Here is a 24,474-nt window from a genome sequence, read left to right as displayed (position 1 = left end):
GCGCATGACAATCCGCGTCCGTTTCGCTCCGAGCCCGACCGGGATGCTGCATATCGGCGGCGCCCGCACCGCTTTGTTCAACTTCCTGTTCGCGCGGCGCCATGGCGGGCGGTTTCTGCTGCGGGTCGAGGACACCGATCGGGACCGCAGCACGACGGAAGCGACCCAGGTGATCCTGGATGCGCTGGACTGGCTTGGCCTGACGCCGGACGAACCGCCGGTGTTCCAGTCGACCCGCTACGCGCGGCATCGCGAGGTTGCCGAGCAGATGCTGGCGGCGGGGACCGCCTATCGGTGTTTCTGCACCCGCGAGGAACTGGCCGAGATGCGTGCCGCGGCCGAGGCGGAGAAAAAACCGTTCCGCTATGACGGGCGGTGGCGAGATCGCGACCCGGCGGAAGCGCCGCCTGGGGTCGATCCGGTGATCAGGCTGAAGGCGCCGCGCGGCGGCGAGACGGTGGTGCGCGATCTGGTGCAGGGCGAGGTGCGGGTCGCGAATGCTGAACTCGACGACATGATTTTGCTCCGTTCGGACGGCACGCCGACCTATCTGCACGCGGTGGTGGTCGATGACCACGACATGGCGATCAGCCATGTGATCCGGGGCGACGATCATCTGACCAACACGTTCCGGCAGGCGCAGATTTACGACGCGATGGGCTGGGCGCGGCCGGACTTCGCGCATATTCCGCTGATCCATGGGCCGGACGGCGCGAAACTGTCGAAGCGCCACGGTGCCGTGTCGGTGCTGCAATTCCGCGAGGACGGCTATCTGCCGGAGGCGTTGTGCAACTACCTGCTCCGGCTCGGCTGGGGCCATGGCGATGCGGAAATTCTGTCGCGCGACGAGCAGATCGCCCTGTTCGATCTCGACGGGGTGGGGCGCGCGGCGAGCCGGATGGATTACGCCAAGCTGCTGCACGTCGATGCGGTGTGGCTGCGCGCGGCGGAAGACGAGCGGTTGGCGGCGGATGTGGTCGGGCGGATCGCGCGCGATCACGGGCTGGCGGTGAGCACCGGGGCGGCCGGAAGGATCGCCGCGATCATGCCCACGCTGAAGGAGCGGGCGCGGACCCTGGCGGAACTGGCCGAATCGGCGCTGTTCCTGGTGCGCGAGCTGCCTTTGCCGATGACCGAGAAGGCGCTTTTGCTCCTGACCGATGAAGCGAAGGCGGATCTGGCCGCTCTCGCGGCCGAATTGAACGCGACTGATTTTTCGGCCGAGGCGCTGCACGCCGCGATGGCCGGCTTCGCGACGGCAAAAGGGAAAAAGCTCGGGGCGGTGGCGCAGCCCTTGCGCGCGGCGCTGACCGGCAGCACGATCAGCCCGCCGATCGACGCGGTGATGGCATCCCTGGGTCGGGACGCCACCATCGCGCGGATCGAAGCCGTTACAGGCTGACGGCTTTCATCCCGGCTTCCGGGTAGCGGGTGCCGGCGGCGGCGCCGGCGGGCAGGATGCGGTCGATCGCCGCGAAGTCTTCTTTCGTCAGCGTAACATCGACGGCGCCGACGTTCTCGTCGAGATATTTGCGGCGCTTGGTGCCGGGAATCGGCACGATGTCGTCGCCCTGGGCCAGCACCCAGGCGAGGGCGAGCTGGCTCGCGGTGCATTTCTTCGCTGCCGCCAGTTTTTTGACTTCCTCGACCAGTTTCACGTTCTTCGCGAAATTCTCGCCCTGGAAGCGCGGGTTGTTGTGGCGCCAGTCATCGGTTTCGAGGTCTTCGGGTTTGGTGATGGCGCCGGTCAGGAAACCACGGCCGAGCGGCGAATAGGGCACGAAGCCGATGCCGAGTTCGCGCACGGTTTCCAGCAATTCACCTTCCGGGTCGCGCGACCAGAGCGAGTATTCGGTCTGCAGGGCGCTGATCTTATGCACCTTTGCGGCACGGCGAATGGTTTCGGGGGCGGCTTCGGACAGGCCGAGATGTTTGACCTTGCCCGCTTTGACCAGTTCGGCCATCGCGCCGACAGTGTCTTCGATCGGCACGTTGGGATCGACCCGGTGCTGGTAATAGAGGTCGATCGTGTCGATGCCGAGGCGCTTGAGCGAGGCGTCGCAGGCGAATTTCACGTAGGACGGTTTGCCGTTGACGCCGAGGCGTTTGCGGTCCGCGCTGAACTCGTTGCCGAATTTGGTGGCGAGGACGATTTTGCTCCGGTTGGCCTTGACGAAAGGGCTGAGCAGAACCTCGTTATCGCCGAAGCCGTACATGTCGGCGGTGTCGAAGAAGGTGACGCCGCGGTCCAGCGCACGGTCCAGCGTGGCGCGGGCTTCGGCCTCGTCGCGGCCGGAATAGAAATCGGACATGCCCATGCAGCCGAGCCCGATGGCGGAGACGGTCAAGCCGCCCAGGTTGCGGGTTTTCATTTTTTGCTCCTTTAAGGGTTGAGGGCTCAGATGGGGCGTGCGCGGCCGCTCCCCAAGCCCGGCAAATCTGCCATGAGGGGCGGATTGCCGACTCGACAGGCGCGCGCCGGTCTTGTATAGGCGCGGCTTCATCGGAACGCGGGAGGTTGAACCACGGCTGGTTCGGCCGGTTGAACCGCGGTCCATTGGCGTTTCCGGGCTTCGGGATGCCATCGGATCAGGAGTGGCGCCGCATGGCGAAGAAAATCGTCGGCTATATCAAGCTGCAGATCCCGGCGGGCAAGGCGAATCCCTCGCCGCCGGTGGGTCCGGCGCTCGGCCAGCGCGGGCTGAACATCATGCAGTTCTGCAAGGATTTCAATGCCGCGACCCAGGGGATGGAAGTGGGCATGCCGGTGCCGGTGGTGATCACCGCCTATGCCGATCGCAGCTTCACCTTCATCACCAAGACGCCGCCGAACACCTATTTCCTGAAGAAGGCCGCCGGCATCGCCAAGGGTTCGACGACAACAGGCAAGGGTGCGACCGTCGGCAAGGTGACGATGAGCCAGTTGCGCGAAATCGCGGCGACCAAGATGGTTCACATGAACGCCAACGATGTCGACGGCGCGGTGCGCATGCTGATCGGCTCGGCCCGCTCGATGGGTCTTTCGGTCGTGGAGGGCTGATCATGGCGAAGAACAAGCGGCTGACCAAGGCGAGCGAGACCGTCGATCGCAACAAATCCTATGCCCTGACCGACGCGATGGCGCTGGTCAAGCGCAATGCGACCGCGAAATTCGACGAAACGGTCGAGATGTCGCTCAATCTCGGTATCGATCCACGCCATGCCGATCAGATGGTGCGCGGGCTGATTTCACTGCCCAACGGCACCGGCAAGACGCTGCGCGTCGGTGTGTTCGCGCGCGGGCCGAAGGCCGACGAGGCGAAGGCGGCGGGTGCCGACGTGGTGGGTGCCGAGGATCTGGCCGAGCAGGTGCAGAACGGCAATATCGAGTTCGATCGCTGCATCGCGACCCCGGACATGATGGCGCTGGTCGGGCGGCTGGGGAAGATTCTCGGGCCGCGCGGGCTGATGCCGAACCCGAAGCTCGGCACCGTGACCATGGATGTCAAAGGCGCGGTGACCGCGGCGAAATCGGGCCAGGTGGAGTTCCGCGCCGAAAAGGCGGGGATCATCCATGCCGGGATCGGCAAGGCGAGCTTCGAGGCGGACAAGCTGATCGAGAACGCCCGCGCCCTGGTCGATGCGATCCAGAAAGCCAAGCCGGCCGGCGCCAAGGGCACGTATTTGCAGAAAGCGGCGCTGTCCTCGACCATGGGGCCGGGCGTGCGCGTGGATGTGAGCAGCCTTTCGGCTTGAGAAATGCGCCGGAGCCGGCGTCCTGCCCCCGAAATTTTTGTCTGAATTTCGGGGATAAGCAGGCCGCTCAACGGTTTCGGCCATGACGGGATGCGCCGGTTGCATGACCGGCGCCGTCCCGACCTGTCCAAGACGGCGCGCAATCCGGGCGACCGGATTTTAATGGGGCGACCCACGAGCCGGAGACGGGGTGTCGGAGCAGATAGCGCTTCGATGGTTCCGACTTTGAGGACAGGCGAACCGGCGGCCGGGATGGTCCTGGCCGCCATGGGCAACCCGGCGGGGCGCGGTCCAAACGCGCGCTGCCTGACGAGTGGAGACCGACGTGGATCGCGCACAGAAGCGTGAATTCGTCGACCAGCTTGCCGCGGTGTTCGCCGAGACATCGATGATTGTCATCACCCGCAATGACGGGTTGACGGTTGCCGATGTCACGGAGTTGCGCCGGCGCATGCGGGCGGCGGGCGCACAATACAAGGTGGCGAAGAACCGTCTGGCTCACCTCGCTTTGGAAGGGACCCGATTCGACGGAATCGCGCCGCTGCTGAAGGGACCGACCGCGCTTGCGTGGTCGCGCGACCCGGTGGCCGTGGCGAAAACCGCCGTCGAGTTCGCCAAGACCAACGAGAAGTTCGTGCTGGTCGGCGGCGCCTTGGGAACGCAGATGCTCGATGCATCCGGCGTCAAGGCCCTGGCCGAACTGCCGTCGCTCGACGCGCTGCGCGCCAGACTGGTGGGGCTGATTCAGGCCCCCGCCACGCGGATCGCTTGTGTCGTGCAGGCGCCGGCCGGACAGCTCGCGCGGGTCTTCGCGGCCTTTGCCAAGACGGGTGAGGCGGCCTGACGGCCTCGAAATCACGATGCGGGCCGGAGCCGGCTTGCATGGAACCAAATGAACGCTAATATAAGGATACACGAACATGGCTGATCTAGCGAAGCTGGTTGACGAACTCTCCGGCCTCACGGTCCTCGAAGCGGCGGAACTTTCCAAGCTGCTTGAGGAAAAGTGGGGCGTGTCCGCTGCGGCTCCGGTTGCCGTCGCCGCGGCACCGGCCGCCGGTGCGGCTGCCGCGCCGGTTGAGGAACAGACCGAGTTTACCGTCGTGCTGAAGGCCGGCGGCGACAAGAAGATCAATGTGATCAAGGAAATCCGCACGATCACCGGGCTTGGGCTGAAGGAAGCCAAGGACCTGGTCGAGGGCGCGCCGAAGACGGTGAAGGAAGCCGTGAACAAGGACGAGGCGGAAAAGATCAAGAAGGTTTTGGAAGAGCAGGGCGCATCTGTCGAAATCCAGTAATTCGTCCGCGCGTCGCGTTCCCTTCGGGAGCGGGACGTTACGAGCCTGAATATGGCGGGGAGCCTTGCGGCCCCCCGCCTGTTTGCCGTGGCGCCCGAGCATGGGCGGCACCGGCGATGCCGAGGCGGGCCGTTTCCGGCGCGCCGCGGTCTTGATGCCGCCCGGTGGCGGCGTTCGCTTACAGAGTTGAAGGTCGGGGTCTGAGCATGAATGCGATTTCTGGTGGCATGAACAGGATTTCCTTTACGAATCGCAAGCGCATTCGCAAAAGTTTCGGCAAAATTCCCGAAAATACGCCGATGCCCAACCTGATCGACGTGCAGCGGGCGAGCTATGACGCGTTTCTGCAGATGCATGTCTCGCCGGATTCGCGTACCAATTCCGGGCTGCAGGAAGTGTTCAAATCGGTTTTCCCGATCGACGATTTCGCCGGCCGTGGCCGGCTCGAATTCGTCTATTACGAGCTGGAAGAGCCGAAATACGATGTCGAGGAGTGCATCCAGCGCGGCATGACCTATGCGGCGCCGCTGAAGGTGGTGCTGCGCCTGATCGTGTGGGATCTCGACGAGGATACCGGCGCGCGCTCGATCCGCGACATCAAGGAACAGCCCGTCTACATGGGCGACATGCCGCTGATGACCGATAACGGCACCTTCGTGGTGAACGGCACCGAGCGGGTCATCGTCAGCCAGATGCATCGCAGCCCCGGCGTGTTCTTCGACCACGACAAGGGCAAGACCCACGCCTCGGGCAAGTATCTGTTCGCAGCGAGGGTGATTCCGTATCGCGGCTCGTGGCTCGATTTCGAATTCGACGCCAAGGATCTCGTCTATGTGCGCATCGACCGCAAGCGCAAGCTGCCGGTCACCACGCTGCTCTACGCCCTGGAGAGCAGGGCGACCGAGGCGTTGCGCGCGGCGCGCGCGGCCAAGGGCGAGACGCTGGAGATTGCCGAAATCAAGGGCATGGACCCTGAGGAAATTCTCAACACCTTCTACGGCCATGTCGCGTTCACCCGCACCAAGGACGCCGAGGGGGCGACCGCCTGGGCGCGGCCGTTCGAGCCGGAGACGTTCCGGGGCGCCAAGCTGGTCGAGGATCTGATCGACGCCGAGACCGGCGCCGTCGTCGCGAAGGCCGAGGACAAGCTGACCGCGCGCGCCGCCCGCAAGATTGCCGAGACGACCAAGCATGTGCTGGTCAGCCGCGCCGATCTGGTGGGGCGCTTTGTCGCCGAGGATCTGTTCGACCCGAATAGCGGCGAGATTTTCGCCGATGCCGGCGAGGAGATCAGCGAAGCGAAGCTGACCGCCTTCGAGGAAGCCGGGCTCGAGACGATTCCGACGCTCGCGATCGACCAATCGAAGGGACCGTGGATTCGCAACACCCTGGCGGTGGACAAGAATTCCAATCGCGAGGATGCGCTGATCGACATCTACCGCGTCATCCGCCCCGGCGAACCGCCGACCAGCGAGACGGCGGAAGCCTTGTTCCGCGGGTTGTTCTTCGATTCCGAGCGCTACGATCTTTCGGCGGTCGGCCGGGTGAAGATGAATATGCGCCTCGGCATCGAGTGCGACGACACGATGCGGGTGCTGCGCAAGGAGGACATCCTGCGCACGGTCCAGATCATGTGCGAGCTGAAGGACGGGCGCGGCCAGATCGACGATATCGACAATCTCGGCAACCGGCGGGTGCGCTCGGTCGGCGAGCTGATGGAGAACCAGTATCGCATCGGCCTGCTGCGCATGGAGCGGGCGATCCGCGAGCGCATGGGCTCGGTCGATATCGACGGGGTGATGCCGCACGACCTGATCAACGCGAAGCCGGCGGCGGCGGCGGTGCGCGAGTTCTTCGGCAGCTCGCAATTGTCCCAGTTCATGGATCAGACCAACCCGCTGTCGGAAGTGACGCATAAGCGCCGCCTGTCGGCGCTCGGGCCGGGCGGGCTGACCCGCGAGCGCGCCGGCTTCGAGGTGCGCGACGTGCACCCGACCCATTACGGCCGGATCTGCCCGATCGAGACGCCGGAAGGGCCGAATATCGGGCTGATCAACTCGCTCGCGACCTATGCCAAGGTGAACAAATACGGCTTCATCGAGACGCCGTACCGGATGGTGAAGGACGGCAAGGTCCAGAACGAATACAAATATCTGTCGGCGATGGAGGAGGAGAAGCTCACCGTCGCGCAGGCCGATGCGCCGAAGCTTGCCGACGGCACGCTGACCGAGGATCTGGTTTCGGTGCGCCGCAACGGCGATTTCCGGCTGGTCCGCCCGGACGAGGTGACGGCGATCGATGTGTCGCCGAAGCAGCTGGTGTCGGTCGCTGCCGCCTTGATTCCGTTCCTGGAGAATGACGACGCCAACCGCGCGCTGATGGGCTCCAACATGCAGCGCCAGGCGGTGCCGCTGATCAAGTCGGACGCGCCGCTGGTCGGCACCGGCATGGAAGCGGCGGTGGCGCAGGATAGCGGGGCGACCATCGTGGCGCGCCGGGCCGGCGTGGTCGATCAGATCGACGGCGCGCGCATCGTGGTTCGGGCGACCAACGAGGACGGCACGACCAAGGGCGTGGATATCTACCGGCTGCGCAAGTTCATGCGCTCCAACCAGTCGACCTGCATCAATCAGCGGCCGCTGGTGCGGGTGGGCGACCGGGTGGGCGACGGCGACATCATCGCCGACGGCCCCTCGACCGAGCTTGGCGAACTCGCGCTCGGGCGCAACGTGCTCTGCGCGTTCATGCCGTGGAACGGCTACAACTTCGAGGATTCCATCCTGATTTCCGAGCGGGTGGCGCGCGACGACATGTTCACCTCGATCCATATCGACGAATTCGAGGTGATGGCGCGCGACACCAAGCTCGGCCAGGAGGAAATCACCCGCGACATTCCGAACGTGGGTGAGGAGGCCTTGCGCAACCTCGACGAGGCGGGCATCGTCTATGTCGGCGCCGAGGTGAACCCCGGCGACATTCTGGTAGGCAAGGTGACGCCGAAGGGCGAGAGCCCGATGACGCCGGAAGAAAAGCTGCTGCGCGCGATTTTCGGCGAAAAAGCCTCCGATGTGCGCGACACCTCGCTGAAGCTGCCGCCCGGCGTGTCGGGTACGGTGGTCGATGTGCGGGTGTTCAACCGGCGCGGCGTCGATAAGGACGAGCGCGCGCTGGCGATCGAGCGGGCCGAGATCGAACGGCTCGCCAAGGACCGCGACGACGAGCGGGCGATCCAGGAGCGCGCCTTCCTCAACCGGCTGCGCGAGAAGCTGCTCGGCCAGATGGCGGGTTCCGGCTTCAAGGGGGTGAAGTCGGGCAGCGAGATCAACGCGGAACTGCTCGCCGAGATCCCGCGCGGCGCGTGGCGGAACCTGACCGTGCAGGACGACGCGGTGATGGCCGAGATCGAGACGCTGAAGCGCGAGTTCGACGCGGCGGTGCATCGCCTGCAGGCGCGGTTCGAGAGCAAGGTCGAGAAGCTGCAGCGCGGCGACGAAATGCCGCCGGGCGTGATGAAGATGGTCAAGGTCTTCATCGCGGTGAAGCGCAAGCTGCAGCCGGGCGACAAGATGGCTGGACGGCACGGCAACAAGGGCGTGGTGTCGAAAGTGGTGCCGATCGAGGACATGCCGTTCCTGGAGGACGGCACCGCGGTCGATATCGTGCTCAATCCGCTCGGCGTGCCGTCGCGGATGAATGTCGGGCAGATCCTGGAGACGCATCTGGGCTGGGCCTGCGCCAATCTCGGCCGGCAGATCGGCGAGATGGTCGACGAATACCGGCGCAGCGGCGCCGAGCGCGAGCGGCTGCACGCGATGCTCAAGGATGTCTACGGCGAGGAGATCTATCGCGCGCAGATCGCCGGCATGGACGATGCGGAACTTGCCGAATTGTGCGGCAATATCCGCAAGGGCGTGCCGATCGCGACCCCGGTGTTCGACGGCGCGCGCATCCCGGATATCGAGGCGATGCTGGCGAAGGCGGGGCTCGACGTGTCCGGCCAGATGACCGTGTTCGACGGGCGCACCGGCGATCAGTTCGAGCGGAAGGTGACGATCGGCTACATGTACATGCTCAAGCTCGGACACATGGTCGACGACAAGATCCATGCCCGCTCGATCGGACCGTACAGCCTGGTGACCCAGCAGCCGCTGGGCGGCAAGGCGCAGTTCGGCGGCCAGCGCTTCGGCGAAATGGAGGTCTGGGCGCTGGAAGCCTATGGCGCGGCCTACACCTTGCAGGAAATGCTGACGGTGAAGTCCGACGACGTGTCCGGCCGCACCAAGGTCTATGAGGCGATCGTGCGCGAGCAGGATAATTTCGAGGCCGGCGTTCCCGAAAGCTTCAACGTGCTGACCAAGGAACTGAAATCGCTCGGACTGAATGTCGATCTCGACCAGTCGGCCGCATGACGGCCAGGAACTGAACTCAGCGCGGGGTTTGATCATGGCGCGCGGCGGCGATGACGTCGCGGGCTGATGAAAGGGACTATCGATGAATGATTTGATGAAGATTCTCGGCCAGACCGGTCAGGCGGCGACGTTCGACCAGATCAGAATCCAGATCGCCTCGCCCGAGCAGATCCGCTCGTGGTCCTACGGCGAGATCAAGAAGCCAGAGACCATCAACTATCGCACCTTCAAGCCGGAGCGTGACGGGCTGTTCTGCGCGCGCATCTTCGGGCCGATCAAGGACTACGAGTGCCTGTGCGGCAAATACAAGCGGATGAAGTTCCGCGGCATCATCTGCGAGAAATGCGGCGTCGAGGTCACCCTGGCGAAAGTGCGCCGCGAGCGCATGGGGCATATCGAGCTCGCCTCGCCGGTCGCGCATATCTGGTTCCTGAAGTCGCTGCCGAGCCGGATCGCGACCATGGTGGAGATGACGCTGAAGGATCTCGAAAAGGTTCTGTATTTCGAGAGCTACATCGTGCTCGACCCGTACACCTCGGACCTGAAGCGCTATCAGTTGCTGTCCGAGGACGACCTGTACGCCAAGCAGGACGAGTTCGGCGATGACGGGTTCAAGGCGGGGATCGGCGCGGAAGCGATCAAGTCGATTCTGATGCAGGTCGATCTGGAGACCGAGCGCGTCACCATGCGCGCGGATCTGAAGGAGGCCACCTCCGAGGCCAAGCGCAAGAAACTGGTGAAACGGCTCAAGCTGGTCGAGAGCTTCATCGAGTCCGGCACGCGGCCGGAATGGATGATCCTGGACGTGGTTCCGGTGATCCCGCCCGAGTTGCGGCCCCTGGTGCCGCTCGACGGCGGCCGGTTCGCCACCTCGGATCTGAACGATCTCTATCGTCGCGTCATCAACCGCAACAACCGCCTGAAGCGGCTGATCGAATTGCGCGCGCCGGACATCATCGTGCGCAACGAGAAGCGCATGCTGCAGGAATCGGTCGATGCGCTGTTCGATAACGGAAGGCGCGGCCGGGCGATCACCGGCACCAACAAGCGGCCGCTGAAATCGCTGTCGGACATGCTGAAGGGCAAGCAGGGGCGGTTCCGCCAGAACCTGCTGGGCAAGCGCGTCGATTATTCGGGCCGTTCGGTCATCGTGGTCGGGCCGGAGCTGAAGCTGCACCAGTGCGGCCTGCCGAAGAAGATGGCGCTCGAATTGTTCAAGCCGTTCATCTACGCCAAGCTCGAAAAATACGGCCTCGCCACCACGATCAAGGCGGCGAAGCGGATGGTCGAGAAGGAGCGGCCGGAAGTGTGGGACATCCTCGAAGAGGTGATCCGCGAGCATCCGGTGATGCTGAACCGCGCGCCGACCCTGCACCGGCTCGGGATTCAGGCGTTCGAGCCGATCCTGATCGAGGGCAAGGCGATCCAGTTGCATCCGCTGGTCTGCACCGCCTTCAACGCCGATTTCGACGGCGACCAGATGGCGGTTCACGTGCCGCTGTCGATCGAGGCGCAGCTCGAGGCGCGCGTGCTGATGATGAGCACCAACAACATCCTCAATCCGGCGAACGGCAAGCCGATCATCGTGCCGAGCCAGGATATCGTGCTCGGGCTGTATTATCTGTCGCTGGAGAGCCCGCAATTCACCGGCGTCGAGGACAAGGACGCGCCGGCGTTCGGCACGCCGGGCGAGATCGAGCATGCGCTCGCGGTCGGCCGGGTGAAGCTGCACGACAAGATCCGCGCCCGTGTGACGCGGACGCTCGCCGACGGCACGTCGGTCCGCGAGGTCGTCGCGACCACGCCGGGGCGGATGCTGATCGGCCAGTTGCTGCCCAGGCACAAGGATGTGCCGTTCGCGCTGGTCAACAAGCAGCTCACCAAGAAGTCGGTCTCCGACGTGATCGACGCGGTGTATCGCCATTGCGGCCAGAAAGAGGCGGTGATCTTCTGCGACCGGCTGATGGCGCTCGGGTTCACCCAGGCGGCGAAGGCGGGCATTTCGTTCGGCAAGGACGACATGGTCATCCCCGAGGAGAAGCACGCGCTGCTGGAGCAGACCCAGGCCGAGGTCAAGGAGTTCGAGGCGCAGTATCACGACGGTCTGATCACCGCGGGCGAGCGCTACAACAAGGTGGTCGATGCGTGGTCGCGCTGCAACGACGCGGTGGCCGCGGCGATGATGCGCGAGATTTCCAGGCAGGAGCCGGGCAAGCCGACCAACTCGGTGTGGATGATGAGCCATTCCGGCGCGCGCGGGTCGCCGGCGCAGATGCGCCAGCTGGCCGGGATGCGCGGGCTGATGGCCAAGCCGTCCGGCGAGATCATCGAGCAGCCGATCCTGTCGAACTTCAAGGAGGGGCTGACCGTCGCCGAATATTTCAACTCGACCCACGGCGCCCGCAAGGGCCTCGCGGATACCGCGCTGAAGACGGCGAATTCGGGCTATCTCACCAGGCGCCTGGTCGATGTCGCGCAGGACTGCATCGTGGTGACCCATGATTGCGGCACCGAGCGCGGCCTGACCGTGCGCGCGGTGATGGATGGCGGCGAGGTGATTTCCAGCCTGTCCGAACGCGTCCTCGGCCGCACCACGGCCGAGGACATTCTCGATCCGGTGGATCAATCGGTTCTGGTGCCGGCGAATACGCTGATCGAGGAGATCGAGGCCGACCGGATCGAACAGGCGGGTGTCGAAGGGGTGAAAATCCGTTCGGTGCTGACCTGCGAATCGAAGGTCGGCGTCTGCGCCATGTGCTATGGGCGCGATCTGGCGCGCGGCACGCCGGTCAATTCCGGCGAGGCGGTCGGCGTGATCGCGGCGCAGTCGATCGGCGAGCCGGGCACCCAGCTCACCATGCGCACCTTCCATATCGGCGGCGCGGCGCAGCGCGGCGCCGAGCAGTCGAACGTGGAAGCCAGCCATGACGGCACGGTGACGATCAAGAACCGCAACGTGGTGGCCAACAGCGCCGGATCGCCGATCGTGATGAGCCGCAATTGTGAACTCGCGATCGTCGATGCGTCCGGGCGCGAACGCGCGCGGTTCCGGGTGCCTTACGGCGCGCGGCTGATCGCCGATGAAGGCGAGGCGGTGACGCGCGGCCAGAAACTCGCCGAATGGGACCCCTATACCCTGCCGATCATCACCGAGCGCGCGGGCGTGGTGGAGTACGCCGATCTGCTCGAAGGCGTGACCCTGATCGAACGGATCGACGAGGTGACCGGCCTGACCTCGAAAGTCGTGGTCGATTACAAGCAGTCGGCCAAAGGGGCGGATTTGCGGCCGCGCCTGCTGCTCAAGGACGCCAAGGGCGAGATCGTCCGGCTCGCGACTGGAGCGGAGGCGCGATCCTTCCTGCCGCCGGACTCGATCCTGTCGGTCGAGAACGGCACGACGGTGCATGCCGGCGACGTGCTGGCGCGGATGCCGCGCGAAGGCAGCAAGACGCGCGACATCACCGGCGGTCTGCCGCGGGTCGCCGAATTGTTCGAGGCGCGCCGGCCGAAGGATCACGCGATCATCGCGGAAACCGATGGCCGCGTGGAATTCGGCAAGGATTACAAGGCCAAGCGCCGGGTGATCGTGAAAAACGACGAGACCGGCGAGGAAACCGAGTATCTGGTGCCGAAGGGCAAGCACGTTTCGGTGCAGGAGGGCGACTACGTCCATCGGGGCGACCCGCTGGTCGACGGCCCGCGGGTGCCGCACGACATTCTGCGCGTCCTCGGGGTCGAGGCGCTGTCGGAATACCTGGTCAACGAGATCCAGGACGTCTACCGGCTCCAGGGCGTGAAGATCAACGACAAGCATATCGAGGTCGTGGTCCGGCAGATGCTCCAGAAGATCGAGATCACCGAACCGGGCGATACCACCTATCTGGTGGGCGAACTGGTCGACCGGATCGAGTTCGACGACGAGAACGACCGGCGCCTCGCGGCGGACGAGCGGCCGGCCCAGGGGCTGCCGGTGCTGCAGGGCATCACCAAGGCGAGCCTGCAGACGCAGAGCTTCATCTCGGCGGCTTCGTTCCAGGAGACTACCAGGGTGCTGACCGAGGCGGCGACTGCCGGCAAAACCGACAATCTGCTCGGGCTGAAGGAGAACGTGATCGTGGGCAGGCTGATTCCGGCCGGCACCGGCAGCGTGATGAGCCGGCTGCGGGCGATCGCCGCCGGGCGCGACAAGCATACGCTGGCCGAGTCCCGTCCCGCGCTGCCATCGCGCCGCGAGGTCGTCGCCGAGTAGTGCGTCTCGCATAGCTGCGTCACGTTTGGCTCTTGACAGCGGAACGTAGCCTTTTGGCTCGTTCCGCTGCCGACCGCGAATGCGGGCGCGCGTCCGCCCGGCGTTTGAGGGCATATATTGAACGCCGGCGGCCTTGTGTCGCCGGCGTTTTTCTTTGGCGCCGGGGCCCGATCCGGGGCGTGCGGCGCTTGACTTGGGGCAGGGCTGCTCTTAAGGGTGGCGGCCTCAGCGAGGCCTGGGTAACGCCCGGCCGCGCCGTTCATTCAGTCTCACGCTTGCGGCGCCGTCGCCCGGCTTCGGGTCGGCTCAGGTCGCGGGTCTGGGTTTGCCGCAGGCGGAGCACCACTCCGCCCTGCGGTGTTTTTATGAGCGCGCGGCAGGACGGAACCGGCAAGAAGGATCAGGATCGAGCATGCCGACTATCAATCAGTTGATCGCCAAGGGACGCGAAGTCCGGGCCAAGCGCAACAAGGTGCCCGCGCTTGAGGGGTGTCCGCAGAAGCGCGGCGTCTGCACGCGCGTCTATACCACCACGCCGAAGAAGCCGAACTCGGCGCTGCGCAAGGTGGCCAAGGTGCGCCTGACCAACGGATACGAGGTGGTGAGCTACATCCCCGGCGAGGGGCATAATCTGCAGGAGCACTCGGTCGTGCTGATCCGCGGCGGGCGCGTGAAGGACTTGCCGGGCGTGCGCTATCACATTCTGCGCGGCGTGCTCGATACCCAGGGCATCGCCAAGCGCCGTCAGCGCCGGTCGCTGTATGGCGCGAAGCGGCCGAAGTAAGGAGAGATTTCGTGAGCAGACGTCACCGCGCGGTCAAGCGCGAAGTTTTGCCGGACCCGAAATTCGGCGATGTCGTGATCAGCCGGTTCATGAACGTGCTGATGTATGACGGCAAGAAATCGACCGCCGAATCGATCGTCTACGGCGCGCTGGACAGCCTGAAGCGCCGGGGCGGCCAGAATGCCGATCCGGTCCGGCTGTTCCACGAGGCGCTGGACAATGTGAAGCCGGCGATCGAGGTGCGGTCCCGCCGGGTCGGCGGCGCCACCTATCAGGTGCCGGTCGAGGTGCGCACCGAGCGGCGCCAGGCCCTGGCGATCCGCTGGATCATCGAATCGGCGCGCAAGCGCGGCGAGCACACGATGGAGGACCGGCTGTCGAACGAACTGCTCGACGCGGTGAACAATCGCGGCGCGGCGGTGAAGAAGCGCGAAGACACCCACCGCATGGCCGAAGCCAACAAGGCGTTCAGCCACTATCGCTGGTAAAGTTGACCCCTCTGACCCGACGCGGATGACGGCGCGGGGCAGGACACGTTACGGAGAGACCGAACATGGCCAAGGCTAAATTCGAGCGGACCAAGCCGCACTGCAACATCGGCACGATCGGCCACGTCGATCATGGCAAGACGTCGCTCACCGCGGCGATCACCAAGGTGCTGGCGAAGTCGGGCGGGGCGACGTTCCGCGCCTATGACAGCATCGACGCCGCTCCCGAGGAGCGCGCGCGCGGCATCACGATCGCGACCGCGCACGTGGAATACGAGACGGCCAACCGTCACTACGCGCATGTCGATTGCCCCGGCCACGCCGACTACGTGAAGAACATGATCACCGGCGCCGCGCAGATGGACGGCGCGATCCTGGTGGTGTCCGCCGCCGACGGCCCGATGCCGCAGACCCGCGAGCACATCCTGCTCGCCCGTCAGGTCGGCGTGCCGGCGCTGGTCGTCTATCTGAACAAGATGGACATGGCCGACCCCGATCTGGTCGAGCTGGTCGAGATGGAAGTGCGCGACCTGCTCAACAAATACGAGTTTCCGGGCGACGACATCCCGATCATCAAGGGCTCGGCGCTGTGCGCGCTGGAAGACAAGCAGCCGGAGATCGGCGAGCAGTCGGTCATCGAGCTGATGGCGGCGGTGGATGCCTATATCCCGCAGCCGGAGCGTCCGAAGGACAAGCCGTTCCTGATGCCGGTCGAGGACGTGTTCTCGATTTCGGGCCGCGGCACCGTGGTGACCGGCCGTGTCGAGCGCGGCATCGTCAAGGTGGGCGACGAAGTCGAGATCGTCGGTCTGAAGCCGACGGTGAAGACCATCGTGACCGGCGTCGAGATGTTCCGCAAGCTGCTCGATCAGGGCGAAGCGGGCGACAACATCGGCGCTTTGCTCCGTGGAACAAAACGCGAGGATGTCGAGCGCGGCCAGGTGCTCGCCGCACCCGGTTCGATCACGCCGCACACCAATTTCGGCGGCTCGGTCTATATCCTGACCAAGGAGGAGGGTGGCCGTCACACGCCGTTCTTCACCAATTACCGTCCGCAGTTCTATTTCCGCACCACCGACGTGACCGGCGTGGTCACGCTGCCGGAGGGTGTCGAGATGGTGATGCCGGGCGACAACGTGACGGTCAGCGTCGAGCTGATCGCGCCGATCGCCATGGACGAGGGCCTGCGCTTCGCGATCCGCGAGGGCGGCCGGACCGTGGGTTCGGGCGTCGTCGCGAAAGTGACCAAGTAAGCTGACTGACCAATGCTTTGTCCTGGAATTCCTTGAGGAAATTCCAGGAACGGAGCGAACAAGGTTTTGACGATGGACAATCAGAATATCCGCATTCGCCTGAAGGCGTACGATCACCGGGTGCTCGACAACAGCACCAAGGAAATCGTGAACACGGCGAAGCGCACGGGCGCTCAGGTGCGGGGGCCGATTCCGCTGCCGACGCATATCGAGCGGTTCACCGTGAACCGTTCGCCGCATGTCGACAAGAAGAGCCGCGAGCAGTTCGAAATTCGGACCCATCGCCGACTGCTCGACATCGTCGAGCCGACACCGCAGACGGTCGATGCGCTGATGAAGCTCGACCTTGCCGCCGGCGTCGATGTCGAGATCAAGATTTAAGTCTGGAAGAGTGTGATGCGCACCGGAGTGATCGCGAAAAAGCTGGGGATGACCCGGTTGTTCAGGGAAGACGGCACGCATGTGCCGGTGACCGTGCTGCACATGGATGAGGTGCGGGTGGTTGCCGCGAAGCGCGTCGAATCCGATGGCTATGCGGCGGTTCAGCTAGGGTTCGGCCATGCCAAGACCAAGAACGTGTCGAAGCCGATGAAAGGCCATTACGCGAAGGCGAAGGTCGAGCCGGCGATGAAGCTGGTCGAATTCCGCGTCGCCGAGGATGCGGTGCTGGAAGCGGGCCAGGTGGTTTCGCCCGCGCATTTCAGCGTCGGCCAGAAGGTCGATGTTGCCGGCATCAGCAAGGGCAAGGGATTCGCCGGCGGCATGAAGCGCTGGAATTTCGCCGGCCTCGAAGCGTCGCACGGCGTGTCGATCAGCCATCGTAGCCTGGGATCGACGGGTAACCGCCAGGACCCCGGCAAGACCTTCAAGAACAAGAAGATGGCCGGGCATCTCGGGCAGGAACGCATCACCACGCTCAATCTCGAAATCGCGGCGGTCGACGCGGCGCGCGGCCTGATCATGATCAAGGGCGCGGTGCCGGGCGCGAAGGACGGCTATGTGCTGGTGCGCGACGCGATCAAGAAGCCGCGTCCGGCCGATGCGGCCTATCCCGCCGCGCTGAAGGATTGAGGAGAGCGTCATGGAAATCGATATCACCACGCTCGATGCCGGGACCGACGATAAAGGCAAGCTGGGCAAGGCCGACCTGCCGGACGCGTTTTTCGGCGCGAAGCCGCGTGCCGACATCATGGCGCGGGTGGTGCATTGGCAGCTCGCGAAACGCCGCGCCGGCACCCACAAGACCAAGGGCATGGGCGAGGTTCAGGGCACCACGAAGAAACCGTATCGCCAGAAGGGCACCGGCAATGCCCGTCAGGGTTCGCTGCGCGCGCCGCAGTTTCGCACCGGCGGCGTGGTTCACGGGCCGGTGGTGCGCGACCATGGCTATTCGCTGAACAAGAAGGTGCGCCGGCTGGGCCTGATTTCGGCGCTGTCGCAGAAGGCGGCGGAGGGCAAGCTGGTGGTGCTCGACACGGTCGCCGGCGTCACCAAGACCGGTGAGCTGAACGGCAAGATCAAGAAGCTGGGCTGGGGCCGCGCGCTGATCGTCGATGCGGTGGTCGATGACGGATTCGCCAGGGCCAGCCGCAATCTGGTCGGCATCGACGTGCTGCCGGTGGTGGGGGCGAATGTCTACGACATTCTGCGCCACGATATTCTGGCGATCACCACGGCCGGGCTCGAAGGGCTGAAGCGCCGCCTGAACGGCGATGCCGGGCATGAGGAGATCGCGGCATGAGCGAGACCGCAAAAAAGACCGCATCGGCGAAAAAGCCGGCGCTGTCGCGCGAGGCGATGTTCGACATCATTCGCGGGCCGCTGATCACCGAGAAGGCGACGGCTTTGTCCGAGCGCAATCAGGTCGGTTTCAAGGTCGCGATCGACGCGACCAAGCCGGGGATCAAGGCGGCGGTGGAAGGGCTGTTCGGCGTCAAGGTGACCGGCGTGAACACCCTGATCCAGAAGGGCAAGGCGAAGCGCTTCAAGGGGCGTCCGGGCAAGCGCTCGGATGTGAAGAAGGCGTTCGTGACGCTGGCCGAGGGCCAGTCGATCGATTTCACCACGCGGCTGGCGTGAGGCGGGGCTGAACCATGGCACTCAAGCATTTCAAGCCGGTGACGGCGAGCCTGCGCGGCACCGTTCTGGTCGATCGCAGCGAGCTGTGGAAGGGCAAGCCGGTCAAGGGTTTGACCGAGGGCAAGCACTCCACCGGCGGGCGCAACAATCATGGCCGCACGACCAGCTATTTCCGGGGCGGCGGACATAAGCGCACCTATCGCCTGGTCGATTTCAAGCGCCGCAAGTTCGACGTGGCGGCGACAATCGAGCGGCTGGAATACGATCCGAATCGTTCGGCGTTTCTGGCCCTGATCAAATATGCCGACGGCGAGCTGGCCTATATCCTGGCACCGCAGCGCCTGAAGGTGGGCGACCAGGTGGTGTCGGGCGCGCGGGTGGATATCAAGCCGGGCAATGCGATGCCGTTGTCGGCAATCCCGGTCGGCACGATCATCCACAATATCGAGATGAAGCCGGGCGCGGGCGGCAAGATGGCGCGTTCCGCCGGAACCTTCGCCCAGCTGGTCGGCAAGGATCAGGGCTATGCCCAGGTCAAGCTGATGTCCGGCGAGCTGCGCCTGGTGCGCGGCGAATGCATGGCCTCGATCGGGGCGGTGTCGAACCCGGATCATTCGAACCAGCAGCTCGGCAAGGCCGGGCGCAATCGCTGGCTCGGCCGCCGGCCGCATAACCGCGGCGTGTCGATGAACCCGGTCGATCATCCGCTGGGCGGCGGCGAGGGCCGGACCTCGGGCGGCCGTCATCCGGTGACGCCGTGGGGCAAGCCGACCAAGGGATACAAGACGCGCTCGAACAAACGGACGGATGGTCTGATCATCCGGCGCCGCAAGAGCGGAAAGGGCTGATCGATGGCACGCTCGGTTTGGAAAGGCCCGTTCGTGGACGGGTATATGCTCAACAAGGCGGAAGCGTCACGCGCTTCGGGCCGCAACGAGATCATCAAGATCTGGTCGCGCCGCTCGACGATCCTGCCGCAATTCGTCGGCCTGACCTTCGGCGTCTATAACGGCCGGAAGTTTCTGCCGGTTCAGGTCAACGAGAACATGGTGGGCCACAAGTTCGGCGAATTCTCGCCGACCCGCACGTTCACCGGCCACTCGGCCGACAAGAAGGCGAAGCGAGGCTGACATGAGCAAGCCCAATCATCCGCGCATGCTCGCCGAGACCGAGGCCGAGGCGGTGCTGCGCAATATTCGCGTCAGCCCGCGCAAGCTGAACGTGGTCGCGGCATCGATCCGCAACCTGCCGGCCGGACGCGCGATCGCGGCGCTGACCTTCAGCAAGCGGCGCATCGCCCAGGACGTGAAGAAGCTGCTGCAGAGCGCGGTGGCCAACGCGGAGAACAATCATCAGCTCGATGTCGACCGGCTGGTCGTCACCACGGCGGAGGTCGGGCGCGGCATCGTCATGCGCCGGTTCCAGGCGCGCGGCCGCGGCAAGGCGGCGCGGGTGGAGAAATGGTTCAGCCATCTGCGCATCGTCGTCGCCGAGCGCGACATCGTGACGAAGGCGGAGCGGCGTGCGGAGAGCGCGCGGATAAAGGGATCTGCGGCCGGGCGGACCAAGCCGGGTGCGGAGACGAATGAAGGGGCGCAGGCGTAATGGGTCATAAAGTCAATCCGATCGGGCTCAGGCTCGGCATCAACCGCACCTGGGACAGCCGCTGGTTCGCCGGCGCGGATTACGCGAAGTTGCTGCACGACGATCTCGAGCTGCGCGACCATCTGACCAAACGTTTGCACGGCGCGGGCATCTCGAAGGTGCTGATCGAGCGCCCGGCGAAGAAGCCGCGGGTGACGATCTATGCCGCGCGGCCGGGCGTGGTGATCGGCAAGAAGGGCCAGGACATCGACGTTCTGAAAAAAGAATTGTCGGCGATGGCGAAAGCCGATGTGTCGCTGAATATCGTCGAGATCCGCAAGCCCGAGATCGACGCGGTTCTGGTGGCGCAGAACATCGCCCAGCAACTGGAGCGCCGCGTCGCGTTCCGCCGCGCGATGAAGCGCGCCGTTCAGTCGGCGATGCGGCTCGGCGCGCAGGGGATCAGAATCAATTGCGGCGGACGGCTTGGCGGCGCCGAGATCGCGCGGATGGAATGGTATCGCGAAGGGCGGGTGCCGCTGCACACGCTGCGCGCGGATATCGATTTCGGCACGGCGACGGCGAAGACCACCTATGGCACTTGCGGCGTCAAGGTGTGGATCTTCAAGGGCGAGATCATGGCGCATGATCCGCTGGCGCAGGACAAGCGGGCCGCCGAACAGGCGCCGCAGCGCTGAGCGGGAGTTAGGGAACAATGCTGCAACCGAAGCGAACCAAGTTCCGCAAGGCGCATAAGGGCCGTATCCACGGCCTGGCCAAGGGGAACACGCAACTCAATTTCGGCGCCTTCGGCCTGAAGGCGATGGAGCCGGAGCGGATTACCGCGCGCCAGATCGAGGCGGCGCGCCGCGCGATCACCCGCCAGATGAAGCGCGCGGGCCGGGTGTGGATCAGGATCTTCCCGGATGTGCCGGTTTCGACCAAGCCGGCCGAGGTGCGCATGGGCTCGGGCAAGGGCAGCCCGGAATTCTGGGTGGCGCGGGTGCATCCGGGCCGGATCATGTTCGAGATCGACGGCGTTCCCGAGGGAATCGCGCGCGAGGCGCTGACGCTGGGTGCCGCGAAGCTGCCGATCAAGACCAAGATCATCACCCGGATCGGGGAGGCGTGAGATGACCAAGGCGACCGATATCCGGGTCAAGACGCCGGACGAACTCGATGCGATGCTGCTCGACCTGAAGCGCGAGCAGCTCAACCTGCGGTTCCAGCGGGCCACCGGCCAGCAGGAGAATACCAGCCAGGTGCGGAAAATCCGGCGCGATGTCGCGCGGGTGAAGACGATCATGGCGGCGCGCGCGCGCGCCGCCCAGAAGGCTTGAGGGGTTCGATACGATGCCGAAGCGCGTCCTGACCGGGCGGGTCGTGAGTGACAAGATGGACAAGACCGTGACGGTTCTTGTCGAGCGTCGCGTCATGCATCCGCTCTACAAGAAATTCATCCGCCGCTCGAAGAAATACGCGGCGCATGACGAAGCCAATCTGTGCGCGATCGGCGACCTCGTGCGCATCGAGGAATGCCCGCCGATCAGCAAGCGCAAGACCTGGCTGGTGACGGCGCGGAACGGCGAGACGCTGGCCGCAGCGCCGGCCGAAGCGCCGCAGGGGGCCTGACATGATCATCGTCGAATCCAATCTCGATGTCGCCGACAATTCCGGGGCGCGCCGCGTCCAGTGCATCAAGGTGCTGGGCGGATCGAAGCGTCGCACGGCATCGGTCGGCGATGTGATCGTGGTGTCCGTGAAGGATGCGATTCCGCGCGGCAAAGTGAAGAAGGGCGACGTGCATCAGGCCGTCATCGTGCGCACCGCCTATCCGGTGCGGCGCAACGACGGCAGCGTGATCCGCTTCGACCGCAACGCGGCGGTGCTGATCAACAAGCAGATGGAGCCGATCGGCACCCGCATCTTCGGGCCGGTGACGCGCGAATTGCGCGCGCGCAAGTTCATGAAGATCATCAGCCTGGCGCCGGAGGTGCTCTGACCATGGCCGCACGAATCCGTAAGGGCGACACGGTCGTCGTGATCGCGGGCGCGAATAAGGGGCGCCAGGGCGAGGTGCTGCGGGTGCTGCCGGCGGAGAACCGCGCCGTGGTGCAGGGTGTCGCGATCGCGAAGCGGCACACCAAGCCGCGCGGCATGGGCGAGCCGGGCGGCATCGTCCAGAAGGAGATGCCGGTGCATCTTTCGAATATCGCGTTGATCGACCCCGAGACGAAGAAGCCGACCCGCGTCGGTTTCCGCGTGCTCGATGATGGTCGCAAGGTCCGGGTTGCGCGGAAAAGCAACTCCGTGATCGACGGTTGAGGATGAAACGATGAGCGAGGCGAGTGCCAAGACCCGGATGCACCAGCACTATAACGAGGTGGTGCGTGCGGCGTTGCAGAAGGAATTCGGTTACGGCAACGTGATGCAGGTGCCGAAGCTGGAAAAGATCGTGATCAACATGGGCGTCGGCGAAGCCGCCGCCGATCAGAAGAAACTCGACTCGGCGGTTGCCGAACTCGCGCTGATTTCCGGGCAGAAGCCGGTGAAGACCATCGCCAAGAAGGCGATCGCCGGCTTCAAAATTCGGAAAGGCCTGCCGATCGGCTGCAAGGTGACGCTGCGCCAGGCCCGGATGTACGAGTTTCTCGATCGGCTGGTCACCATAGCGCTGCCGCGCGTGCGGGATTTCCGTGGAATTACCGGCAAGGGATTCGACGGGCGCGGCAATTTCGCGATGGGCCTCAAGGAGCAGATCGTGTTCCCAGAGATCGCCTACGACAAGGTCGATACGGTGCGCGGCATGGACATCGTGTTCGTGACCACCGCGAAGAGCGACGCCGAGGCGAAGGCGCTACTCAAGGGGTTCAACCTGCCGTTCGCGAATTGAACGGCGTGGGCGAACGCGTAATCAGTTTCATGGAAAACCGCCGGGTCATGCCGGCAGGTTCCGGAGGGTAACAGACGATGGCAAAGACCTCTCAGGTCAATCGGAATAATCGGCGGGCGAAGCTGGCGGCGCGCGATCAGGGCAAGCGCGCGGCGCTGAAGGCGATCGTGATGGATCGCAGCCTGCCGGTCGAGGATCGGTTCGACGCGACGCTGAAACTCGCTCGGCTGCCGCGCAACGGCGCGAAAGTGCGGGTGCGGCTGCGCTGCGAGCTGACCGGCCGTTCGCGCGGCAATTACCGCAAGTTCAAGCTGTGCCGCATTGCGTTGCGCGACTTGGCCAGTGCCGGGCAGATCCCCGGCATGGTCAAGGCGAGCTGGTAAGGGGGCAAAGCCATGTCGATGTCCGATCCGTTGGGTGACATGCTCACCCGTATCCGCAATGCCCAGCGCGCCCGCCAGACGGTGTGCGTCGCTCCGGCGTCGCATTTGCGCGCCAACGTGCTCGACGTGCTGAAGCGCGAAGGGTTCATCCGCGGTTTCTCGAAGGAGGAATTGCGCCCCGGTGTCGCGCAGTTGCGCATCGAGCTGAAATACAGCGAGGGTGAGCCGGTGATCAAGGAAATCACCCGGATTTCGCGACCTGGCCGCCGGGTCTATTCCAAGATCCGCGAGTTGCCGCGCGTTTATGCCGGACTCGGGATTTCGATCCTGTCCACGCCGCGCGGCGTGATGAGCGATGTCGAAGCGCGCGCTGCCAATGTCGGCGGCGAAGTGCTCTGCCGCGTCTTCTGAGGAGGCAGCATCATGTCACGCGTTGGTAAATATCCGGTTATGCTCCCGCAGGGTGTGGCGATCACGATCGTCGACGGCATTCTGACCGCGAAAGGCAGGCTCGGCGAGCTGGCGGTTCCGGTGTCCGACAAGGTCGAGACGAAGGTCGAGGACGGCAAGCTCTCGGTCACGCCGAAATCGAAAGAGGCGGCGTCCCGCATGATGTGGGGCACTACCCGCGCCATCGTCGCCAACATGGTTCACGGCGTGTCGCAGGGCTACGCCAAGACCATGGAAATCACCGGCACGGGTTTCCGCGCCTCGGTGCAGGGCGGCAACCTGGTGATGAATCTGGGGTTCTCGCACGATGTGGTGTATCCGGTGCCGAAGGGCATCAAGATCACCTGCGAGAAGCCGACCACGATCAAGGTCGAGGGCATCGACAAGCGTCTCGTCGGTCAGGTCGCGGCCGAGATCCGCGCGTTCCGGCCGCCCGAACCCTATAAGGGCAAGGGCGTGAAGTTCGAGGGCGAGGCGATCCGGCGTAAGGAAGGCAAGAAGAAGTAATGAGCGCTGTTCAGGACAAAGAGGCGCGGCGCCGGCAACGGCTGCGCTATCAGTTGCGCCAGAAATCCGGCGGCAGGCCCCGGCTTTCGGTGTTTCGTTCGGGCAAGCACATCTATGCCCAGATCATCGACGATGCGGCCGGGCGCACGCTCGCCGCGGCATCCTCGCTCGATGCCGGGCTGCGCGTGGAGTTGCGCACCGGCGCGGACCGGGTGGCGGCCGCGGCGGTCGGCAAGCTCGTCGCGGAGCGCGCAAAGGCGGCCGGGATCACCCAGGTCGTGTTCGATCGCGGCGCTTATATGTATCATGGCCGGGTGAAAGCCCTGGCCGAAGCCGCTCGCGAGAGCGGTTTGGACTTCTGA

Annotated in this window: 29 protein-coding genes; 28 read left to right on the top strand and 1 reads right to left on the bottom strand. The window is 64.9% G+C overall.

Annotated elements, in window-relative coordinates; translation table 11 throughout:
* Positions 1-4 precede the first annotated feature (4 nt).
* Positions 5-1,402 carry a glutamate--tRNA ligase gene (gene gltX, locus L2A60_RS02000; protein ID WP_235702692.1) on the top strand — a complete coding sequence of 466 codons (1,398 nt, stop codon included), beginning with the start codon at positions 5-7 and terminating at the stop codon, positions 1,400-1,402.
* Here the strand turns inward: gltX and L2A60_RS01995 are convergent.
* A complete protein-coding gene (locus tag L2A60_RS01995; protein ID WP_235702691.1) occupies positions 1,392-2,372 on the bottom strand; it encodes an aldo/keto reductase in 981 nt (326 codons plus the stop codon). The two genes, gltX and L2A60_RS01995, sit on opposite strands and share 11 nt — an antisense overlap.
* A 233-nt stretch (positions 2,373-2,605) precedes the next feature.
* On the opposite strand from L2A60_RS01995, the gene rplK reads away from it, so the two are divergent.
* The 27 genes from rplK (at position 2,606) to rplR (ending at position 24,474) form a co-directional block, all read left to right on the top strand.
* Entirely contained in the window at positions 2,606-3,040 is a 435-nt protein-coding gene (rplK, locus tag L2A60_RS01990; RefSeq protein ID WP_235702690.1) for a 50S ribosomal protein L11, read from the top strand.
* Positions 3,041-3,042: 2 nt separating this feature from the next.
* Entirely contained in the window at positions 3,043-3,735 is a 693-nt protein-coding gene (rplA, locus tag L2A60_RS01985) for a 50S ribosomal protein L1 (protein ID WP_235702689.1), read from the top strand.
* Between the two features lie 325 nt (positions 3,736-4,060).
* Entirely contained in the window at positions 4,061-4,579 is a 519-nt protein-coding gene (gene rplJ, locus L2A60_RS01980; RefSeq protein ID WP_235702688.1) for a 50S ribosomal protein L10, read from the top strand.
* Between the two features lie 76 nt (positions 4,580-4,655).
* Entirely contained in the window at positions 4,656-5,033 is a 378-nt protein-coding gene (gene rplL, locus L2A60_RS01975) for a 50S ribosomal protein L7/L12 (RefSeq protein WP_235702687.1), read from the top strand.
* A gap of 227 nt (positions 5,034-5,260) precedes the next feature.
* Complete coding sequence (rpoB, locus tag L2A60_RS01970) at positions 5,261-9,442, top strand: DNA-directed RNA polymerase subunit beta (protein WP_407932502.1); 4,182 nt, start codon at positions 5,261-5,263, stop codon at positions 9,440-9,442.
* 82 nt (positions 9,443-9,524) lie between these two features.
* The gene (rpoC, locus tag L2A60_RS01965) at positions 9,525-13,691 is read left to right on the top strand and encodes a DNA-directed RNA polymerase subunit beta' (protein WP_235702685.1); all 4,167 of its coding nucleotides are present in this window, start codon (positions 9,525-9,527) and stop codon (positions 13,689-13,691) included.
* Positions 13,692-14,103: 412 nt separating this feature from the next.
* The gene (rpsL, locus tag L2A60_RS01960) at positions 14,104-14,475 is read left to right on the top strand and encodes a 30S ribosomal protein S12 (RefSeq protein WP_235702684.1); all 372 of its coding nucleotides are present in this window, start codon (positions 14,104-14,106) and stop codon (positions 14,473-14,475) included.
* Between the two features lie 11 nt (positions 14,476-14,486).
* Positions 14,487-14,963 (top strand): 30S ribosomal protein S7, encoded by a 477-nt coding sequence (gene rpsG, locus L2A60_RS01955; RefSeq protein ID WP_235702683.1) that lies wholly within the window; start codon positions 14,487-14,489, stop codon positions 14,961-14,963.
* A 65-nt stretch (positions 14,964-15,028) separates the two neighbouring features.
* Positions 15,029-16,216 (top strand): elongation factor Tu, encoded by a 1,188-nt coding sequence (gene tuf / locus L2A60_RS01950; protein ID WP_235702682.1) that lies wholly within the window; start codon positions 15,029-15,031, stop codon positions 16,214-16,216.
* Between the two features lie 72 nt (positions 16,217-16,288).
* Complete coding sequence (gene rpsJ / locus L2A60_RS01945) at positions 16,289-16,597, top strand: 30S ribosomal protein S10 (protein ID WP_235702681.1); 309 nt, start codon at positions 16,289-16,291, stop codon at positions 16,595-16,597.
* Positions 16,598-16,612: 15 nt separating this feature from the next.
* The gene (gene rplC / locus L2A60_RS01940) at positions 16,613-17,287 is read left to right on the top strand and encodes a 50S ribosomal protein L3 (protein WP_235702680.1); all 675 of its coding nucleotides are present in this window, start codon (positions 16,613-16,615) and stop codon (positions 17,285-17,287) included.
* Positions 17,288-17,297: 10 nt separating this feature from the next.
* Positions 17,298-17,957: a 50S ribosomal protein L4 gene (rplD, locus tag L2A60_RS01935; RefSeq protein WP_235702679.1), complete on the top strand. Its 660-nt coding sequence runs from the start codon at positions 17,298-17,300 to the stop codon at positions 17,955-17,957.
* Between the two features lie 41 nt (positions 17,958-17,998).
* Entirely contained in the window at positions 17,999-18,295 is a 297-nt protein-coding gene (locus tag L2A60_RS01930) for a 50S ribosomal protein L23 (RefSeq protein ID WP_235702764.1), read from the top strand.
* 14 nt (positions 18,296-18,309) lie between these two features.
* A complete protein-coding gene (gene rplB, locus L2A60_RS01925) occupies positions 18,310-19,143 on the top strand; it encodes a 50S ribosomal protein L2 (protein WP_235702678.1) in 834 nt (277 codons plus the stop codon).
* 3 nt (positions 19,144-19,146) lie between these two features.
* Positions 19,147-19,425: a 30S ribosomal protein S19 gene (gene rpsS / locus L2A60_RS01920; RefSeq protein ID WP_235702677.1), complete on the top strand. Its 279-nt coding sequence runs from the start codon at positions 19,147-19,149 to the stop codon at positions 19,423-19,425.
* 1 nt (position 19,426) lies between these two features.
* Positions 19,427-19,900, top strand: coding sequence for a 50S ribosomal protein L22 (gene rplV, locus L2A60_RS01915; RefSeq protein ID WP_235702676.1), 474 nt, complete (start codon positions 19,427-19,429; stop codon positions 19,898-19,900).
* Positions 19,900-20,577, top strand: coding sequence for a 30S ribosomal protein S3 (rpsC, locus tag L2A60_RS01910; protein ID WP_235702675.1), 678 nt, complete (start codon positions 19,900-19,902; stop codon positions 20,575-20,577). The genes rplV and rpsC overlap by 1 nt, the downstream gene beginning before the upstream one ends.
* A gap of 17 nt (positions 20,578-20,594) precedes the next feature.
* On the top strand, positions 20,595-21,011 hold the full coding sequence (rplP, locus tag L2A60_RS01905; RefSeq protein WP_235702674.1) for a 50S ribosomal protein L16: 417 nt from the start codon (positions 20,595-20,597) through the stop codon (positions 21,009-21,011).
* 1 nt (position 21,012) lies between these two features.
* On the top strand, positions 21,013-21,219 hold the full coding sequence (rpmC, locus tag L2A60_RS01900) for a 50S ribosomal protein L29 (protein ID WP_235702673.1): 207 nt from the start codon (positions 21,013-21,015) through the stop codon (positions 21,217-21,219).
* A gap of 13 nt (positions 21,220-21,232) precedes the next feature.
* On the top strand, positions 21,233-21,511 hold the full coding sequence (gene rpsQ, locus L2A60_RS01895) for a 30S ribosomal protein S17 (RefSeq protein WP_235702672.1): 279 nt from the start codon (positions 21,233-21,235) through the stop codon (positions 21,509-21,511).
* Between the two features lies 1 nt (position 21,512).
* Entirely contained in the window at positions 21,513-21,881 is a 369-nt protein-coding gene (gene rplN, locus L2A60_RS01890) for a 50S ribosomal protein L14 (RefSeq protein WP_235702671.1), read from the top strand.
* A gap of 2 nt (positions 21,882-21,883) precedes the next feature.
* Entirely contained in the window at positions 21,884-22,204 is a 321-nt protein-coding gene (rplX, locus tag L2A60_RS01885; RefSeq protein WP_235702670.1) for a 50S ribosomal protein L24, read from the top strand.
* 10 nt (positions 22,205-22,214) lie between these two features.
* Positions 22,215-22,772 (top strand): 50S ribosomal protein L5, encoded by a 558-nt coding sequence (rplE, locus tag L2A60_RS01880; protein WP_235702669.1) that lies wholly within the window; start codon positions 22,215-22,217, stop codon positions 22,770-22,772.
* A 77-nt stretch (positions 22,773-22,849) separates the two neighbouring features.
* Positions 22,850-23,155, top strand: coding sequence for a 30S ribosomal protein S14 (gene rpsN / locus L2A60_RS01875; RefSeq protein WP_235702668.1), 306 nt, complete (start codon positions 22,850-22,852; stop codon positions 23,153-23,155).
* A 12-nt stretch (positions 23,156-23,167) separates the two neighbouring features.
* Positions 23,168-23,566 (top strand): 30S ribosomal protein S8, encoded by a 399-nt coding sequence (gene rpsH / locus L2A60_RS01870; RefSeq protein WP_235702667.1) that lies wholly within the window; start codon positions 23,168-23,170, stop codon positions 23,564-23,566.
* Positions 23,567-23,578: 12 nt separating this feature from the next.
* Positions 23,579-24,112 (top strand): 50S ribosomal protein L6, encoded by a 534-nt coding sequence (rplF, locus tag L2A60_RS01865; RefSeq protein WP_235702666.1) that lies wholly within the window; start codon positions 23,579-23,581, stop codon positions 24,110-24,112.
* Positions 24,112-24,474: a 50S ribosomal protein L18 gene (gene rplR / locus L2A60_RS01860; RefSeq protein WP_235702665.1), complete on the top strand. Its 363-nt coding sequence runs from the start codon at positions 24,112-24,114 to the stop codon at positions 24,472-24,474. Before rplF ends, rplR begins: the two co-directional genes overlap by 1 nt.

The organism is Acidiphilium iwatense, assembly GCF_021556475.1.
Classification (GTDB): domain Bacteria; phylum Pseudomonadota; class Alphaproteobacteria; order Acetobacterales; family Acetobacteraceae; genus Acidiphilium; species Acidiphilium iwatense.
The sequence above is the reverse complement of the archived record's forward strand: the minus strand, read 5'-3'. Positions and strand labels throughout refer to the sequence as shown.